Source organism: Marinobacter halophilus (genome assembly GCF_003007685.1).
Lineage (GTDB): Bacteria > Pseudomonadota > Gammaproteobacteria > Pseudomonadales > Oleiphilaceae > Marinobacter > Marinobacter halophilus.
Genome location: NZ_PXNN01000014.1, coordinates 1 through 17,089, shown reverse-complemented (window position 1 = coordinate 17,089; position 17,089 = coordinate 1). Strand labels below are relative to the sequence as shown.

At 56.2% G+C, this 17,089-nt stretch carries 15 protein-coding genes; 4 read left to right on the top strand and 11 right to left on the bottom strand.

The window, feature by feature from the left end; genetic code table 11:
* Positions 1-23: 23 nt before the first annotated feature.
* Both dapD and dapE read left to right on the top strand, forming a co-directional pair.
* On the top strand, positions 24-1,052 hold the full coding sequence (gene dapD / locus C7H08_RS11925; protein ID WP_106672135.1) for a 2,3,4,5-tetrahydropyridine-2,6-dicarboxylate N-succinyltransferase: 1,029 nt from the start codon (positions 24-26) through the stop codon (positions 1,050-1,052).
* A gap of 21 nt (positions 1,053-1,073) precedes the next feature.
* Complete coding sequence (gene dapE, locus C7H08_RS11920) at positions 1,074-2,204, top strand: succinyl-diaminopimelate desuccinylase (protein WP_106672134.1); 1,131 nt, start codon at positions 1,074-1,076, stop codon at positions 2,202-2,204.
* Positions 2,205-2,322: 118 nt separating this feature from the next.
* On the opposite strand, the gene C7H08_RS11915 is transcribed toward dapE, so the two are convergent.
* Positions 2,323-2,541: a SlyX family protein gene (locus C7H08_RS11915; RefSeq protein WP_106672132.1), complete on the bottom strand. Its 219-nt coding sequence runs from the start codon at positions 2,539-2,541 to the stop codon at positions 2,323-2,325.
* A 142-nt stretch (positions 2,542-2,683) separates the two neighbouring features.
* Between C7H08_RS11915 and C7H08_RS18490 the strand changes: the two genes are divergently transcribed.
* Positions 2,684-3,235 carry a cold-shock protein gene (locus C7H08_RS18490; protein WP_106672332.1) on the top strand — a complete coding sequence of 184 codons (552 nt, stop codon included), beginning with the start codon at positions 2,684-2,686 and terminating at the stop codon, positions 3,233-3,235.
* A gap of 72 nt (positions 3,236-3,307) precedes the next feature.
* Here the strand turns inward: C7H08_RS18490 and C7H08_RS11905 are convergent, their stop codons facing one another.
* From C7H08_RS11905 to C7H08_RS11890, 4 genes are all read right to left on the bottom strand, one after another.
* Entirely contained in the window at positions 3,308-3,682 is a 375-nt protein-coding gene (locus C7H08_RS11905; protein ID WP_106672129.1) for a hypothetical protein, read from the bottom strand.
* On the bottom strand, positions 3,654-5,057 hold the full coding sequence (locus C7H08_RS11900; RefSeq protein WP_106672127.1) for a hypothetical protein: 1,404 nt from the start codon (positions 5,055-5,057) through the stop codon (positions 3,654-3,656). The genes C7H08_RS11905 and C7H08_RS11900 overlap by 29 nt, the downstream gene beginning before the upstream one ends.
* 122 nt (positions 5,058-5,179) lie before the next feature.
* Positions 5,180-7,804, bottom strand: a complete 2,625-nt coding sequence (locus tag C7H08_RS11895; protein ID WP_106672124.1) for a DUF6351 family protein — start codon at positions 7,802-7,804, stop codon at positions 5,180-5,182.
* 169 nt (positions 7,805-7,973) lie between these two features.
* On the bottom strand, positions 7,974-8,414 hold the full coding sequence (locus C7H08_RS11890) for a VOC family protein (protein WP_106672123.1): 441 nt from the start codon (positions 8,412-8,414) through the stop codon (positions 7,974-7,976).
* A 59-nt stretch (positions 8,415-8,473) separates the two neighbouring features.
* On the opposite strand from C7H08_RS11890, the gene C7H08_RS11885 reads away from it, so the two are divergent.
* Positions 8,474-9,385 carry a DUF1853 family protein gene (locus C7H08_RS11885; protein WP_106672120.1) on the top strand — a complete coding sequence of 304 codons (912 nt, stop codon included), beginning with the start codon at positions 8,474-8,476 and terminating at the stop codon, positions 9,383-9,385.
* On the opposite strand, the gene C7H08_RS11880 is transcribed toward C7H08_RS11885, so the two are convergent.
* The 6 genes from C7H08_RS11880 to C7H08_RS11855 form a co-directional block, all read right to left on the bottom strand.
* Positions 9,375-9,959 carry an ATPase gene (locus C7H08_RS11880; protein WP_106672117.1) on the bottom strand — a complete coding sequence of 195 codons (585 nt, stop codon included), beginning with the start codon at positions 9,957-9,959 and terminating at the stop codon, positions 9,375-9,377. The genes C7H08_RS11885 and C7H08_RS11880 overlap by 11 nt on opposite strands.
* A complete protein-coding gene (locus C7H08_RS11875) occupies positions 9,937-10,350 on the bottom strand; it encodes a TA system antitoxin ParD family protein (RefSeq protein WP_106672113.1) in 414 nt (137 codons plus the stop codon). The genes C7H08_RS11880 and C7H08_RS11875 overlap by 23 nt, the downstream gene beginning before the upstream one ends.
* A gap of 107 nt (positions 10,351-10,457) precedes the next feature.
* Positions 10,458-10,982, bottom strand: a complete 525-nt coding sequence (locus C7H08_RS11870; protein ID WP_106672111.1) for a hypothetical protein — start codon at positions 10,980-10,982, stop codon at positions 10,458-10,460.
* Positions 10,983-11,001: 19 nt separating this feature from the next.
* The gene (locus C7H08_RS11865) at positions 11,002-12,078 is read right to left on the bottom strand and encodes an ABC transporter permease (protein ID WP_106672109.1); all 1,077 of its coding nucleotides are present in this window, start codon (positions 12,076-12,078) and stop codon (positions 11,002-11,004) included.
* On the bottom strand, positions 12,075-15,482 hold the full coding sequence (locus C7H08_RS11860) for a toxin VasX (RefSeq protein ID WP_106672107.1): 3,408 nt from the start codon (positions 15,480-15,482) through the stop codon (positions 12,075-12,077). The genes C7H08_RS11865 and C7H08_RS11860 overlap by 4 nt, the downstream gene beginning before the upstream one ends.
* Positions 15,479-17,089, bottom strand: a 1,611-nt coding sequence (locus C7H08_RS11855; RefSeq protein WP_243411435.1) for a type VI secretion system Vgr family protein, incomplete at its 5' end; no start/stop codon positions are given. The genes C7H08_RS11855 and C7H08_RS11860, both read right to left, overlap by 4 nt.

Sequence of the window (17,089 nt, the reverse complement as noted above, 5' to 3'; positions counted from 1 at the left end):
ATGAATACAGGAGCAACCACCAGATGAGTTTTGCATTCGGCATTGGCATCGGCAGCCAGAACAATCAGGGCGAATGGCTGGAGGTTTACTACCAGCAGCCGATCATGACTCCAGGCAAAGACCTGATCGACGTGGTTGAAACCGCGCTGGACTATCAAGGTGGCAATCAGGCCATCGAGGCCAGCGCCGAGCTGCTGGCCCAGTTCGCTAACGCCCTTCGCCAGCTGGGCCAGATCGACCAGGCCAGACTGGCCGAGACAGCAGCCCAAAGCAAACGCCCGGTGGTGGTGACGGTTCTGGCCACCGACGACACCGCCTCGAGCACCCCCGAGGTGTATCTCAAGCTGCACCTGATCTCACATCGCCTGGCCAAGCCCCACAGCCTCAAACTGGACGGTATCTTTGGCTTGCTGCCGAATCTGGCCTGGACCAACGAAGGTGCGATCGACCTGAACGAGCTACCCGAACGCCAGCTGCAGGCCCGCATCGAAGGCCGCACCCTGGAAGTGAAATCGGTCGACAAGTTTCCGCAAATGACCGACTACGTAGTGCCCAAAGGTGTTCGTATCGCTGACACCGCTCGTGTCCGCCTGGGCGCTTACGTGGGTGAAGGCACCACCGTGATGCACGAAGGCTTCATCAACTTCAATGCCGGTACCGAAGGCACCAGCATGATCGAAGGCCGCATCTCTGCCGGCGTAATGATCGGCAAAGGCTCGGACCTGGGCGGCGGCTGCTCCACCATGGGCACCCTGTCCGGTGGCGGTAACATCGTTATTTCCGTCGGTGAGAACTGTCTGCTCGGTGCCAACGCCGGCATCGGCATCCCCCTGGGCGATCGCTGCACCGTTGAGGCTGGCCTGTACATCACCTCCGGCACCAAAGTGGCGCTGCTGGACGATAACAACCAGCTGGTGGAAGTGATCAAGGCCCGCGACCTGGCCAGCAAGAACGACCTGCTGTTCCGTCGCAACAGCCAGACCGGCGCTGTCGAGTGCAAAACCAACAAGTCAGCCATCGAGCTGAATGAAGAACTGCACGCCAACAACTAATCAGGAAAACTGGTAGACCGCATGAGCTTATCGCCCACTCTCGAACTCGCCATAGACCTCATTCGCCGTCGGTCGGTCACGCCAGACGACGCCGGCTGCCAGGATCTGATGATGTCGCGCCTGGAGCCGCTGGGTTTCACCGGTGAGAATCTGCGGTTTGGTGAGACCGACAACCTCTGGGCCCGCAAGGGCACTGATGGCCCGGTACTGGCCTTTGCTGGCCACACCGATGTGGTGCCCACCGGCCCGGAGCAGAATTGGGCGCACCCGCCGTTTGATCCGGTGATCAAAGACGGCTACCTATATGGCCGAGGCGCCGCTGACATGAAGGGCAGCCTGGCGGCCTTTGTGACCGCGTGCGAGCGCTTTGTGAATAACAACCCACACCATCGCGGTTCCATCGCCCTGCTGATCACCAGCGACGAAGAGGGCCCGGCTCAGGATGGCACGGTCAAGGTGGTACAAGCCCTGGAAGCCCGCCACGAGAAAATGGACTGGTGCCTGATTGGCGAACCGTCCAGCACTCATCAGGTGGGTGATGTCATCAAGAACGGTCGACGTGGCTCACTGCACGGCTACCTGACCGTGCACGGTGTGCAGGGCCACGTGGCCTACCCGCACCTGGCGGAAAATCCGGTGCATACGGTCGCACCCGCGCTGGACGCCCTGGCCAAGGAATTCTGGGACAACGGCAACGATTATTTCCCGCCGACCACGTTCCAGATTACCCGCATTGAGTCCGGCACCGGCAGCAACATCATTCCGGGGGAGTGCCTGGTGCACTTCAACTTCCGTTACTGCACCGAAAACACCGCAGAAAGCCTGGAAGAGCGAGTGGTGGCGGTTCTGGATCGCCATAACCTGAAATACGATCTGCAATGGCACCTGAGTGGCCGCCCGTTCCTGACCGACAAAGGCGCTCTCGTGGCTGCCAGTCAAGACGCGATCCGCACCGTCACCGGCCGGGAAACCGAACTGTCCACCTCTGGCGGCACCTCCGACGGCCGCTTTATCGCGCCCACCGGTGCCCAGGTGGTCGAACTCGGCCCCATCAACGCCACCATCCACAAAGTGGACGAATGCGTGAAAGCCGAAGACCTCGACACCCTCTCTGAAATCTACGAACAGATTCTGGTAGAACTGCTGGGATAACCCTGAGGGGTCAGACCCCGGAGGCTAGTTGGGCCGCTCACCGCCGAGGGGTCAGACCCGCGCGCGCTTTGAGGCCTTAGGGCCGCGCGGGGGTCTGACCCCGGAGCTCACGCCAATCTCAGTAATGCGGCGGTGGCGCCTCGTCCTGCTCTGACTTGAGATTGGACGGCGCCATATCCCGCAACTGTTTGTGCATTATTCGCTTCGCTTCCCACAACTCCCGAAGATCCATTTCCTGCTTGGCCACTTGCTCACTCAGGGTGTTAATCACGTCATCCTGGAACGCAAGTCGCATTTCCAGTTCCGCAAGACGGTCTTCCAGGGTGTTTTTACTCATGAGATTTGGTCAGTCCTTTCCGTAATCTGGTATCATGCCGCCTTTTACCGCCATCAGTGGCGGCGTTCATTGGCCGGGCATGCCATGTTACCCGATGTCCGGCTTTTTATCGTTAGTGTTAATTATGGAGAATATTCAGCCAATGCGTAATCCAGCCAAAGCGATCCGCCTTTCCCTTATGATCGCCATTCCGGCACCTCTGATACTGTTCCTATTGCTGTCCGTGACACCGCAATTCCTCGCCGCCCTCAGCGCTGGCAACATCGCCGAGGCACTTGGCAGCGTTGGCGGCCTTGCGGCGTACCTGATTGCCTTCGTTATTTTCGCCATCACCGGCTTTCTGGCGATCGCTCTTGCCAACAAACAGCCGGCACCGGCGACTGCTGCAGCTGCTCGTCCGCAAAGCCGTCCTGCACGCGCCAGTCAGCAGAGCAGTGTTTACGATGAAGATGAAGAAGACGATTTTGACGACACCACACCGGAAGGTGATGAAGAAGGTAGCGTTAAGTGGTTCAACGTCAAAAAAGGATTTGGCTTTATCGTCCGTGACAGTGGCGATGAAATCTTCGTTCATTTCCGCGCCATTCGTGGCCGCGGCCGTCGCGTACTGCGCCAGGGCCAATTGGTCCGGTTCAATGTGGTCGAGGCCGACAAAGGCCTGCAGGCAGACAACGTGTCTATTCTGAGCGAGTAAACGTCACCTGCAGAACCCAAAAAGGCAGCCTGTAAAGGCTGCCTTTTTGTTACCCCGATCAGTCAGGACCGGTTAATTCCACACCACCTGCTGCTCACCCCGGTGGTCGAGCCGCCACCACTTATCCTCTTCAACCGGCTCACCTTCCTTCCAGTCACCAGGACTGCAGCGAACCTCGGTTTCCACCGCCCTCCAGGCACTGCGGGCACATTCCAGATCGGTGTTCCAGGGTAGACGCTCCCCTTCCATCACCAGCGACGTGAACCGTTTGCCAAAGGCACCGGGGTAAAGCGTAATGCGAACCCGCTCACCGTTGTGGATTGCGGTACCTTTCATTACCGAAGACACATCACTGTCATCCAGTTGCAGCTGGTCCAGCTGCCCCTCAAGCCACCCGGATACGGCGCCCGGCTTGATGTCACGAATATAAATTTCCAGATCCTGCACCCAAGGAATCTCCCTGCTGTTGGTCACAATGCAACACATAGTGAACCGGCCCGGGTCTTGCTGCAACCCAACGTTCCAGTTCCTTACGGACGTCCTCAACCAACAGTCGCCGCAGCGTTCCCGAATGCTTGCGTTCATGCCACACGACCTCCGCCGCGGCCTGCTCAATCGCCAATGCTTTCATGGCCTCTTCAGCGACTTGCCACTCTTCATCCCTGGCCATAGCCACCAACGATTGCCGCCGAAGCGTCTCCTGCTGCGCAGCCCCGGCCATGATCTCAAGCGGTCCACGACTGGCAAACAGGTCCAGCCTGGCGGCGGCTCTCTGAAGCCACTCCAGCATAGCCCCCGGTGTTGCCACACACGGGTTGCGGCACGATGCCGCAAACTCCATCGCGGCCGGAGATAACTGAACGTTCCAGCGCTTCTCAATAACGGGCTGATGCGCACTCAGAATCGACACGCGTTGCACCACGCTGATGCCCGGTATCGCCATTACGTCCAGCTCACGCCCGAGTTGCGCCGACAACCGGCTGTCATCCGGAGAGGCGCGCCCCTCCGCCAGCAACAGTATCGGGCCCCGCCAGCCGGTCAGCAACTCCCGAACAACGCCGTCCCGCTGCGCTAACAGTTCCAGCAACTCGGTCGGCGATACGTTATCGAGAATCAGCGCAGGCCAACTGGCACGCGCGTTATCGCCCGCCGGCAGCAAGGGCTGATCAGACGCCATCACTTCGGCCTGACGGCGCACATCCATTTGCACCCAGGGCAACCCGGGCGTAGCCAACAACATTGTCAGCCAGGCGCTCTTACCACTGCCCCGGGCACCCCGCATCCATACCAGCGCTCGCCGGTTGGCAGACAAGATCACGGCAACGTCCTCTGCCAGCTGCAGCCAGGCCGGGTCTGTGATGGTGACGGGCGTGAGGGTTTGATCCTGAGCCAGCAGCGGCGCTACCGGCGAAGACGACTCGATTGGCCAGTGATTCACCAGCTCCAGTACCGCCACATACGCTTTGTCCTGCAGGCGTTCTGCACAATGCACCAGACCGCGCAACAGCTGTGGCCAGTCCAGCCAGGGCGATTCAATGGCCTCGCGGGTTCCGGAAATCCAATAGATGAGCTGTGACGACAGGTCACCATCGCCGTGTACTTCAGCGACAATGGGCTGCTCGCCCTGAATGGTGCGCACCAGCTCATCCAGATCGACACCCTGGCGCGTCAGAAACGGCACCACGTCGACCGCGGCATCGAGTAACGCCAGCAGAAAATCTTCAACGGTAATGACCGAGCCGCCACGGCTGGCGACATTCTCGCGGGCTTGCAGCAGTGCAGCCTGGCATTGAGGGGCCAGGCAAGCTTGCCAATCGTCCATTCGGCATTCTCCTTCCTTGGTTTTGGGGCTGCATCATCCTGATGCAAAAAAACAGCCGGGAATTCTAGGAGGAATACCCGGCCAGGGCAACGCTACCGTGCCCGTTTTGATGAGTTGCGCAACTAATCCAGACGGTTTGGCGACAACGTCACCTCAAACGCCGGCGCAGCCCAGCCCGCAACCGGTTGGCCATGCTCTGCCAGCGGCGCGCCACCGTAGACCACCTCCCGGGCATCGCCATAGTGCATCCAGGTTACCGTCGGCCCCTGCCCAACCGGCGGCTTACGGTAGTCGCATACCCCCTCGGGGAAGATCTCAGCCACTTTCTGGGCAAAATTTTCCGAGTTGGTGATGCCCTGCAGCAGGTTAACCGGGTAATCCGCCGGGTCCACCGGCTTCAATTGGCACTTGTTGTTCAGCGTACGGATGTCATCCCCTGCCACCGTTCGGGGTGTGCCAAAGCGGGTTTGCACCAGCAAAGACTGAAGCTCAACAACCGGATCGGTGATTGGAGACAGCAGGTCCGTCACCAGAGAAGGCAGTCCCAATGCGCCCAGGTCCAGGCCGCAGACCTGGCCGGTGGCCACGTCCAGAATCTCGCCAATCTCTGCGGGCAAGCGAGGTGCCAGCAGGTGCTCCAGGCCAGGCAAAACCGGGTCGGGATAAATCAGGCCGCCGGTAAGCGGTAACACCACCCCCCACTCCGCCGTCGCACCGGAAAGCGACAGGCAGCGGTCGCGGGCAAATTCAGGCCGGTTGCGAACAACCTTGTTCGCCAGGCCATCATCACGTTCGTCGGTTTCGATGCCCGCCAGCCACTGATCCATCGTCAGCAGCGCCTCGGTCGCGAAGACGGTATCCCCGGCAATTGGAAAGGCGCCGTACCAGATCACATGATTCAATGAATGGCCCTGAACAGACTCAATCCGCGCACGGGTCTGCCAGGAATGGAAGGCATCGTGAGCCAAACCAGGGTCTGGCCCTCGCAAATCAATCATCGGCACGCCGACCAGATTTTCCGTCGTGTTGATGGCACCGGTGCGATACGCGTTGGTGATGGCCTGAACGTCACCCCGGGTGCGTTCGGGCTGATACTTGATATCGACGTTGAAACCGCCGATTTCCCGGTTCAGATCCAGGAACTGGGCCCCACTGATCGTCCCTTCCTGCAGCGCCCGCAAACCGTACTGCACACCTTCGTTGTCCAGCGGAAGGCCGGCAAACCCGCGCCCTAGCAACTGTTCATTTTCAGACCAGACCTCCGGGGGCCGCTCGCCAAATTGATTGACCATGTAATCGATCAAGCCGCACCGAAGGCCCGCTGGATTCTCTTCCGGGTGGTAGACCGGAACGCCATCCTGCAGGCGGCGACACTCTTCCTGGTCCGGATAGGCCGCCGGGAAAAAGGCCAGGTCTGACACCACCGGATTGACCGGCAGGTGCCCGTACACAAAGGGCCATTGCACAGGCAGCAGGGTGTTGGTCAACAGGTCGCCCATAAAGGACAGAAACCCTTCCGGGCTCTCGGGCACTTGCAGCCCAAGGTAGTTGCTGATCAGGTTGTAATCCGCAAACTGGGTAGCCGTTGTCCAGACATCCGGATAGGAACACTGCACAATCAGGCCCTGATAGATACCCGGGTAGGCATTGGCGATGTGCTGCTGGGCAATGGCGCCGCCGGAACACCCGGTGCCGATGGTGTATCGGACGGGACCATAGTTCTCGATGATGTGCTCCTTGGCCATCATCAGGGATTCGGCAGCAGTCACCAGATTGACGTTGTGCCCCAGGTTGGCCTGAGCCGTAGACAAGGTCACAAACCCCCTCGCCAGGGCCACCGAAATGCTGTCACCAAACAGCAACTCGTTACCGTTGGTCAGGCCAGAGATGTCGCCGTTCGGGGGGCTGCCCATGCCATAACTCACCCCCACATTACCACCGTGATGAACCAGCACCTTGCCGTTCCAGTGTGACTGGGGGTTCAGCGCCGTCCAGTCTCCGTCGGGCTGATAGAGTGACATGACCTGATAGCGGTCACGGTTAATCACGCCGGTTTCCACACGCACAATGAAAGGCATGTCGATGCCCTCATCGGTGGTGATCATGGCGATGTCGTCATCGGCGGGCGGGTGGTCAGGATCGTACGGCAGGAAGGCGTCTGGCATCCCCGGATCTTCCGGATCAAACTCGGTAAACAGGCGGGACAGCTTCTCCGCAGGCACGTACTTGAAACGATACTCCGGCGGCTGGTTACATTGCTCGTCGATTGCCCCCGCGTTGGTGCAGTTCCAGGGCTGAACCTGAGGCCCGGAAAACACCGGGCCGCCCTTGGGGTGGTTGGTGATGGTTTTCTCCAGCCGGCTGGTTGCGTTATCCAGCAGCACCTCCAGAGTGTTCTCACCCAGCACCAGCCCCGTCACCAGGCCTCGCAAGGTGTCAGCACCCTGCACCGTGAACTGGCTGGAGATATCCTGATCGTTCAGCAGAATGCGGGCAGCCTGGGGGTCACGGATAACGACATCAACCAGAGCATCGCCGCCACTGATCAGGTCAGCGCGGTTCGACAACACCCGGACCTCGCCCTCCCCTGTAGGCAACACTTTGTTGCCGCCGGCATGGCCGGGAGGCGCGGTATCAGGTGCTACCGGCCCCGCAGCCTGAGCAATATCGGAGGCAGAATCCGAACCACCACAGCCCACCAAGCCCAGCATTATCGCTGCTGCCAGCGCGTTTCTGGAAAACATCATAACCACCTCATTTGTTGTTGTTTGCGTAACGGGCGTTACAAAACCCAACAAATGATAAGCCAGTGGTATGGGTCGCAGCCTTGGTCTGATCGACCAGGGCTGCCGTCAAAAATGTGAACCAGATCTCACTTTGCGGTGACCCGCGCTCTGCAGGAGGGCACCCAGCGCGTCACCAGCTGCCGGTATTCTCCATACTTGCCCAGGGCTCCCGGGGTGGCAGTGCCTCGCCTTTCTGCAGCAGCTCGATCGAGATGCCGTCCGGCGTGCGCACAAAGGCCATGTGGCCATCCCGGGGTGGTCGGTTGATGGTCACACCATTGGTTTGCAGCGTCTCACACAGTGCGTAAATATCCTCGACCCGGAACGCCAGATGGCCGAAGTTGCGGCCACCCGAGTATTCCTCGGGGTCCCAGTTGTAGGTAAGCTCAATCATCGGTGCCCTGTGCTCGCGGGCCCGGGCCTCATCGTCCGGCGCCGCCAGAAACACCAGGGTGAAGCGGCCCTTTTCACTGCTCTTGCGGCTAATTTCCACCATTCCCAGCAAATCACAGAAGAAGTGAAGGGTATCGTCCAGATTGCTGACCCGAATCATCGTGTGCAGGTATTGCATAACAGTCTCCTGTCTTTCGCTGGCTCTTATTGATTCACAGTTTACGGTATTCTGACGCCATGACGACACATGCAGCCTCTTTGATCAGCTATCAGACACCCGCCATCCGCCACCTGGCCTGGTTGTGCCAGGCGCCGCAATTGCTGGCGTCACCGATGAGTTTTCAGCCTTCGCGGTTTCTTCCTGCAGATTATCGTGAGCAATTACAACACTGGGACCGACACCCGGAGACCCTGCCTGCAAGGTTGGCCGAGCCCGCCGAGCGCAGGCTGGGCCATTACTTCGAGCGACTGTATGAGGTGATGCTGACCGACCTGCTGGGCTGGGATATTCTGCTCAAGAACCAACAGATACGAGCCGGCGGGCAAACCCTTGGGGAACTGGATTTTCTGGTCCGAAATGCCGGCACCGGAGTGCTGGAACACCACGAAATTGCCATCAAGTACTATCTGGGCGTGCCAGAACCTGGCTCTTCCACCCTGTGGTATGGCCCCAATGCCCGGGACCGGTTGGATTTAAAGGTAGGCCGGATGCTGGAGCATCAAAGCGGCATGGCGCAGCGGCCAGAGGCACAGACCCTGCTGAACGAACTGGGCATATCAGAAACGATCACGCCGAGGATTTTTTTGCCCGGGTACCTGTTCTACCCCGACAGCGGCAACGTGTCCGTGCCCGAGTTTGTGCCCGGTGATCACCTGCGCGGCCATTGGCGATATGCCCGTGAACTGAGGGCGCAGGATGTTAGCAACTGGGCGTCCCTGAAGAAGCCGCACTGGATTAGCCCATGGCGGCAGGTGGAGACACCCGATGGCACGGCAGCGTGGGAGGCCGTCCGCTTTGTGGTGGACAGGGGGATTCCGGCGCTGTTTGCCGAGTTGGTCTGGGATTCTGGGTTTGGCTGCTGGGTTGAGAAAACGCGGTGTTTTGTAATGCCGGGGGATTGGCCTTTGGCGGGTCGACTCAATCGCTGATCAGCAAGGCTGTCCAGTCAGGTACAGGGTTCTGATGTAACACCCAGTTTCCGCTTTTCCACTCCGCCACACGGACAAATGGCTTTTCCGCGCTCGAGTTATCAATCAGGTGCAGCTCGTCCACCAGGCCAATACTTGCCTTCAGATTCTGCAGTGTGCGAGGAATCCCGGTCTCAATTTTTTCTTCCGGAACCCCGTGTCCGCCAGCTTTGACCCGCGAGTGAACACGAGCCTTGTTCAGCGACGCCAACTCCAAATGGAAATAAAACATCCGGATTCGAAAACCTGCCGCTTTGGCAGCCCCGAGAAAATCCACCTTCGAAGGATGAGAGAACACCGTTTCAAAGCAAAAGCTGGCACCTTCCTCCAGAAACCGATACCGCTCCTTTTCTGCAATCAACGCCGCTGCATAACTGTGCTTTTCGGGCGCCTCCGGCCATAGGCTTCTGGCGATGTTATCGGCATTGATAAAGGCCAGATTTCGACGCGCCAAAAATCGCTCATAAAAGGTCGACTTACCGGAACCGTTGCCACCGATAAGAAGCCACAACTCAGGCTGCGTCATCTCGGTCATTCAGCGCCTCAAAAGCTCCATTTCTGAACAAACCGGTTTGCCGGCCACCATCGGGGTGAATGGCTTGCAGATAGCCAGGTTTATCGAGCGAGCGCTGATACACGGTGCGGTGATGAGAGATAGCTTTTGCCAGCTCGCCAGACTCCCTCGCTGCATCCACCTCAGCCCACAAATCGTCACTTGATACAGACTCCGGAACCAATGGCTCCACTCTCACCCGACGATTGCCCTGAGCGATGGCGACCAAATCCTCGGCGGTCACTTCTCCAGCCACAATTCGGCCAATTTCCGCCCAGTATTCGATCTGCTTGGGCGTAGAACGCCGCTGAACCTGAGCCTCCGCTGACGCCTCACGGATTAGCTTGTCATCAATTCGAATTGCGGTAGCCATGATGCCCTCCTGAACTGACTGCTGGACTGATACAGCTACAGATTACTACAAATGTTGCATTTTGCAACAAGCAAAAGTTGATGCTAATCCGAAGATTATAAATTCAGCTATTCCAGGATATACGCTCCACCTTCGTCTTTCTTCACATCCATAAAACCCATGTGAGGAAATAGTCGAACCTTGACCGAGTACGAAAGAGCGCCCCCGGCAACCGCCAACAAAACACCCACGATCGAGACAATCGGGAAATGGTTGAAGAAATAGACATAGCTGGCGATAACGGCAACACATAAAAGAATAAATGAGGCATATCCGGTGAAAGACTTTCTTAACAGGCCGACAAAATAGAATATCGTCAAAATGAACGTTGCGACGATGCCTTGCCAGCCAAACTCCTCATCCGTCGGGACCACATTGGAGTAGATCACCCAGATCCCGAGAAATGCCTGGAGCAGGCAGAGGGTCAGGAGGACCCGGTTGATTAGGACGGTTTTCGTAGAGGGTGAGCCAGGCTCGAACGTTGCAACCTTATTAGCCAGACGCATTTGATTGCCCGACTGCTTTTTGAGCTGCTCGAAGATTTCGTGTCGGCTCAGGCCCTGCTTCATAAGTTCTTTGATTTGATAGTCCATTGTTTACTTCCTTGTAACGTTAAATTGGCCAAGCACCCTCTGGCCGTTGCTTACGGTATTCTTCCATCGAAATCTTGCCCAGTTGTGGAGTGAGTTTGCAACGCCGACTTCCCCAGGCAAACTGACTCTGCCGCTGATGGACTTCTGTCCAGCCTTCACCCTCTTTCCAGACTTCCAGGTCCAGGTCGCGCCAGTATCTTGGATTACGCCCCGTTTTCTTGTCGTGCTCGACGGTTACGGGGTCCAGATGGCGGAAGGGTTCCAAACGGGGTGTATCAGGCAGTGGCTGAGTCACATCCATGTAACGCTGAAGCATATCCCAGAGAGCCAGAACTTCAGACTTTTCTGCTTCAATGGTACTGAAACCGGTTTTGTTAAATGTTTTCTGAGTGTAGCGGTGCACGAGCACCAGCCGGAAGAAAATACCTCCGTGCTGGATCACCCGGTCCACATAGGCGTCGAATTCTACAAAAGGGGCTTCAAAAAATCGGCCCTTGCCCAGCGCTATGCGGACCTGCCCGGTGACTCGATTAAATTCGCTACAGCCGTCTTCTAAGGTGTCGCTCAGCTTTTTGTTGATGTGTGTTTCGAAAGGCTTGAGGAAAAAACCTATTCCAGTACTCATTAACCAAGTGGTGCTAGAGGGAATTATCCAAAATGAAAATATTAACCACGCTGGTACAAGCGTAAACAAAAGCAGTAAATGAATAAACGCCGGAAGTCCATACGTCTCAGTCAGGTGGACAGTGCCCCATACAATCGAGCCCAAACCACCGATTACCAACGTCAAGACCCAAGCTAAAGGCAGAATCAGCATCAAAAACTTCAATCCTAGCTTCCCATTTAAAAACTGGAGCCTCCGGTGATCCGACCACCAATCTTTGTCTTTAAACTCAGGGTCGACCTTTTCATGCGCCTGCAGAGCTTCAACGTCTTGTATCGTTCGCAGATAGGGAATCATTTCCGCATAGGTACCTATCGGCTGCAACTCCTCGCCGATACGGGTACGTTTGTGCGGGGAGTCAGGAAGAGGTCCTACGTTCTCAGCTCTGAAAGCGGCACCTGAAAATTCAGACAGTTCTGGCTTGTTACTCATACGGTAACCTCGGTGAAATACCAATAGGGAGACTTGGGCTGAGCGTATGGATCCAGGATTGTTCTTTCTTTGGGTGGCGGGTTGCCATGCACAACCATATCGAACGGTTCAAAATTCTCATACACAGGAGCAGGAAATATCAAAGGGCCCAACTCAGTATCAAGAATAACCTGCAGTCCGACCCGAACCCGGGTTGAGACCGATTCCTGGTAAAACAGGCTGAGATATTCACTGTCTTGAAACTCACGCTTAACCAGGAATCGAACCGCTGATTGGTGAGGCAAAGATTGTCTGGCCGTAACCTTAGTTAATGGTGTTGCCTTAACTAACTGGGTAGCGCTGACAGGTGCTATCGAGCCCGGAGACGTGATACTTGTACTCGAGGACTGGTAGGCAACTTCCTGAACAACCAGATTAAACGACCTTTCGGGAAAATCCGCCCGGCACTCATACCCGCGGTATAGCTGTAAACGACTAATAAGCGGAAATTGCACCGTGACTACGTAGTCATCTGGTTCAGGCGCATAACTCGGATGGGATAGCTCTGGGTCTGGATCAATATCAGCATATCTCTGGGCTGTCACCCGAATTGGCGAGAGCAAAGACAGCAACTGGCTGTAGTATGCCTGATCATTCAGCTCCATCAAGGAAGTGTCGGGATATGTGCCCCACGGCCCACGTTTTAGGAGCCGCTCAAACGAATCATCTCTGACCGCGTTTGCATATAAGCTGCCTCCAACCACCATACTCATCCCCAAGATTGCCCACCCCCAGCCTGGAATAGCAAGCAGAGCACCCATAAGAGGATAAGCCATAAATACCAAGGCACCTGTTACCGCTATTGCATGGCCTGCGGCGGCGTCAAAGTCCTTATTAGAAAAACTAATACGCATCTCCCAGGAGCTCAATACAACTGTAATGGTTCCTGTTATAAATGTTGCCAAACCAACGGTCCGGACTAATGTGCCTACGCTCAGATTTTTCAACCTATTGCCAATGAAAATCCAGTTTTTCATATCGAAAAGTGGACGAGTGGCAAACTTGTGAACGCTTGTTGTTTGAACTGCGCCACTCTCCAAAACAAGACTAAGCTTTAAAGACGCAGCAACTAGGTCAGTAAAAGCCCCAGCAACTTTGCTTGTTGCCAGTGTTAGATTCCCATTCTGTTGCCGAAGTACTTGGCTCACAGCGTGGGCCTCCAGGAATACATTAAACGCCGCTAACACCACCAATCCGCGTGACACTGCGGGGCCATCTACTATTTTGCCAACTCGTTTTGCAAAATCGACTTTCAACAATCCCAACTTCTGAGCTTCAGGGTGACCTTCCGGGACGAAGAATACTGTTGTTCCACCAGCTGCCTTCTGAATGGCATCGTCTAAAGCTTGAGCGGCACGGGTGGGGCTACTTGATGCGACCAATTTATCAGCGTCATCCAGCATATCTGCATACAGATAATCACTCTTGCGGGTGAGCACACCGTCTACACGATCAAAGTCTGTCAACCCTCGTTTGAGTCCGTTTCCTGATACACCAATTATGGACCCGCGTGTAACCGCACCCGCTCGGTTTACAACATCAATGTCTTTTAAGGCTGGATCGGTCAAAATAAGATTGGAGGACGCGGCCTGCATAATTCTCTGAATTTCAATCTGCTGTATCGCGCCCTCCTCGATCAAGCGCTTGCAGACAGTCAATACTGAAGAACTCCACTCCCCAAGGGCACCAGATATCAGGCCGCCTATTTTTCCAGCATTGGACAGATCTTTGAAAATGCTGTCGCCGCCGTCCTGTTTTTCCTTAACTTGTTTTTCAAGGTATACCAATGATTGAATGTTGAGGCGATCTAATAGGCCTTCATCAATCTCGGCCTGTTCACGAGCGAGCTTTTGTAGCTTCTCAAACGGAGACAGTGATCCAGCACTCCTACCTTGGCGGCCTGTCAATTGCGGAGCCCAATCGGTAAGAAAGTTTCCATCCAATAACCATTCGCGTAATCGGGTTAACACCCGATCGCCAGTGCTGACACCTTGGGCTCTTAGAACACCTGGAATCTGTTGTAATACATTAAGCTGGTCTGCAATCAACAGGTAGGCTTCGCAAATCGCTAGATCATTACATTCCCGATAATCTTCAAAGAAAACATCAAGACTCCTCAAATTAATTTTATGCTGAAGGTCGTCAACATGTTTTTCTATAACTCGAATAGCATGGTTCTTTTCGGGGGTATCCAGAACTTCGTCCAACTTTTCACGATCGACCGCCGTCGCATAATTAGCTAGAACGCTGGGCCTGCCATTCGGCAACGGATCAAACACAGCTTGCCGGATCAGCATCGCCGAATGCGCCATTGGATTCTTTTGGATAGAAACATCCACAGCATCCAAATAATGCATAGCCAAATGCAATTGCGTCAAAGAGTGCCGAAGCTCGAAAAGAGGGTCTGGAAGTGCCACGCAGGCTACACCTTTGTGCCTGCGAAGATCCCACAAAAGATCCATTCCCTGTTCGCAACTAAATTCAAGCATCTCTGGCACTTCACCACCGTCATCACTCGCATCAACTTGACTGTCTGATACAGCCTCGGCCGTTTGACTCTGGTTCTGCCTCAATAGCTTCGCCAGTTTGGCGCATAATTCATGGTTGCCCGGCCCCTCAAAACTGGGAGCAAAGTCACTGGGATTTTCTATCATCAATTCAATGCCCAGATCCCTGTGCCTAAGCTCCGGAACATCTTCAACACGTGATGCAGGAAATCCAGTTTCAAAACTCAATGAATCAACCGATGTGACAGCCCAGGCGTGACCCACACCCGTCGTCCTTGCATTACGAGTCGCTGCACTCTCTTCAAGTTTTTGGATGTAAGACCAATCCCACTGAACCTCACTGAAGGCCATGCGGAAATCGTGCATCACCGCCTGTCCTTGGAGAAACACCGGAACAAGCACATCATCCAACCACTGCCCGGCGGATGGGCGAACCATTCTAAAGTCTGACGCTGGATCACCAACCTCCGCTCTCGTTGCCTCAAGATCAATATCGCTAAATTGAGAGTTCTGACTGATTTCCAACTCCCGCCAGAGCTTGTCTTTACGGAAAATATAGAGAAAACCGGGCCGGAGCAGTGCCACCCCCTTACCCTGATAGATCGTGAGTCCGCCACTTCTCACTGGCAGGTCGCTGGCGATCTCAGCCAGAGGCTTAATTCTTACCAGCGTATTCTCTTGATAATCATCGCGCTCCATGTTCGATCTGGCGTGCTTCAGGAGAGGGATAGAGATTTTGCCGCCATCACGCTTGGGGACGGTCAACACCAGATCTTTGGGATCAGCGTCATCGTAATCGGCTTTTCTTAGAATAGAGCGATCTCGGGACTCATCTGAAAAATCCACATTATCCGTCATGCGTTTTCCTCCCCTTCGGTGCCCTTGACTGCTTCCACTGAGTCGCGCTCTAGATGCCCGCCAATCACATCAATGATCAGTTTTCGATCAGAACCCGGTAACTGCCCAAACTCCATCTGGTCAGGAGAGGCAGCTTTGCGTTGGCCAACGTTTGCCAGTGCGGGAGGTTGCGGCATTGTTGCCCCAGCTCTGCCAAGCACTGCAGGCAGCTCCGGAGCAGCTGCGCTTTGCCCACTCCCACTCCCCGCACTCCCCCCAGAATTTATCTTGATCCCCGCCCCACTCAACGTCACCCCACTCGGGTCCAGTTTGATAAAGCTGCCACCACCAGAAATCGTCAGTTCTGCCCCGGCATCCAGCACCACTTTCGCACCCGCTTTATGGTGCACCTCGGTACCGGCTTCCGAAGCCATGGTACGGCCAGTTTTCTGGTGAAAACTGCCTGCGATAATCTGGCTGCAATCGTCGCCAACGGAAACCCGGCTTTCCCCATCAGTGGTGCAATGCTCAGCGGCTTTTGTGTGGCTGAATTGGTTATTCTCCACCGTCAGATGGCTGTCATTCTTGATGAATTCGGTGCGGTTGTTCTCCGTGAGCAGGTCCAGGTCTTTCTGGGCGTGGAGGTAGATCTGCTCCTGGTCGGCTTCGTCTTCAAAGCGCAGTTCGTTGCTGCCTTCCCCTTTGTGGGTCTTGGTTTTCAAGGTGGTTCTTGTTTTGTGTTCCGGCAGCGCATAGGGCGGTGTGTTGGTGGCGTGGTAGGTACGGCCGGTGATGATGGGCTGGTCCGGGTCGCCGTCCAGGAAGCTGACGATGACTTCGTTGCCGATTCTGGGCAGGGCCATAAAGCCGTATTGGCCGCCGGCCCAGCCCTGGCTGACTCTGAGCCAGGCACTGCTGTGTTCGTCGTTTTTGGAGTAGCGGTCCCAGGGGAATCTGACTTTCACTCGTCCGTACTGATCGCAGTGGATTTCTTCACCGTCCGGGCCGGTGACGAGGGCCATCTGGGGGCCGTCCATCATCGGTTTGTGGTTGCACAATGGCCGCCAGGTTTTGTCGGCCGGGATGGCGGTGAAGTCGTTGTGGTAGCTGGTGGGCTGGCTGCCACCTTCTTCCTGCATCGCCTGAGGCTGCTTGCCGGTGTGGGTGATGGCGGTCAGCAGCCATTCCCGGTTCAGGCTCTGGCTGTCGTGGTCCTGCAACTCGACTTTGGCACCCACGGTGAAGTCCGGGCGGTTGCTTTTGCCCTGGGCCAGGGAGGCGTCGTTTCTGAGGGCGTCCAGTCTGGCCTGGGTGAAGGGCTGGCCGCTGGCGTCGGCCTTGTAGCGGCCGGGGTAGTCGTAGTGTTGATAGTCTTCGCGGTGGTTCGGGCTGCCGGCGCTTTGTTCGTGCATCAGGGCGTAGGCGGGGTTTTTGAAGGTGTAGTCCTTCATGGCGACCGAAGCGGCTTTGATGCGTTCTTCGTAGGCGAAGCTGAACACGCAGGCCTGTTTGGTGCTGCCGCCGGCCTGGGTGTTGCAGGGCACCGGGTCCAGTTTCGGGGCGTCGCCGTGGTGGTCGGCGATGATCAGCGCCGGTTGTTCTTCGCCGTCCACGCTGCCGTGCTGGTA

Coding starts and splice junctions, on each gene's coding strand:
- C7H08_RS11885 (WP_106672120.1), top strand. CDS start 8,474: ATGACGACACATGCAGCCTCTTTGATCAGCTATCAGACACCCGCCATC.
- C7H08_RS11900 (WP_106672127.1), bottom strand. CDS start 5,057: ATGGACGATTGGCAAGCTTGCCTGGCCCCTCAATGCCAGGCTGCACTG.
- C7H08_RS11895 (WP_106672124.1), bottom strand. CDS start 7,804: ATGATGTTTTCCAGAAACGCGCTGGCAGCAGCGATAATGCTGGGCTTG.
- C7H08_RS11880 (WP_106672117.1), bottom strand. CDS start 9,959: ATGACCGAGATGACGCAGCCTGAGTTGTGGCTTCTTATCGGTGGCAAC.
- C7H08_RS11890 (WP_106672123.1), bottom strand. CDS start 8,414: ATGCAATACCTGCACACGATGATTCGGGTCAGCAATCTGGACGATACC.
- C7H08_RS11870 (WP_106672111.1), bottom strand. CDS start 10,982: ATGGACTATCAAATCAAAGAACTTATGAAGCAGGGCCTGAGCCGACAC.
- C7H08_RS11865 (WP_106672109.1), bottom strand. CDS start 12,078: ATGAGTAACAAGCCAGAACTGTCTGAATTTTCAGGTGCCGCTTTCAGA.
- C7H08_RS18490 (WP_106672332.1), top strand. CDS start 2,684: ATGCGTAATCCAGCCAAAGCGATCCGCCTTTCCCTTATGATCGCCATT.
- C7H08_RS11875 (WP_106672113.1), bottom strand. CDS start 10,350: ATGGCTACCGCAATTCGAATTGATGACAAGCTAATCCGTGAGGCGTCA.
- dapE (WP_106672134.1), top strand. CDS start 1,074: ATGAGCTTATCGCCCACTCTCGAACTCGCCATAGACCTCATTCGCCGT.
- C7H08_RS11915 (WP_106672132.1), bottom strand. CDS start 2,541: ATGAGTAAAAACACCCTGGAAGACCGTCTTGCGGAACTGGAAATGCGA.
- C7H08_RS11860 (WP_106672107.1), bottom strand. CDS start 15,482: ATGACGGATAATGTGGATTTTTCAGATGAGTCCCGAGATCGCTCTATT.
- dapD (WP_106672135.1), top strand. CDS start 24: ATGAGTTTTGCATTCGGCATTGGCATCGGCAGCCAGAACAATCAGGGC.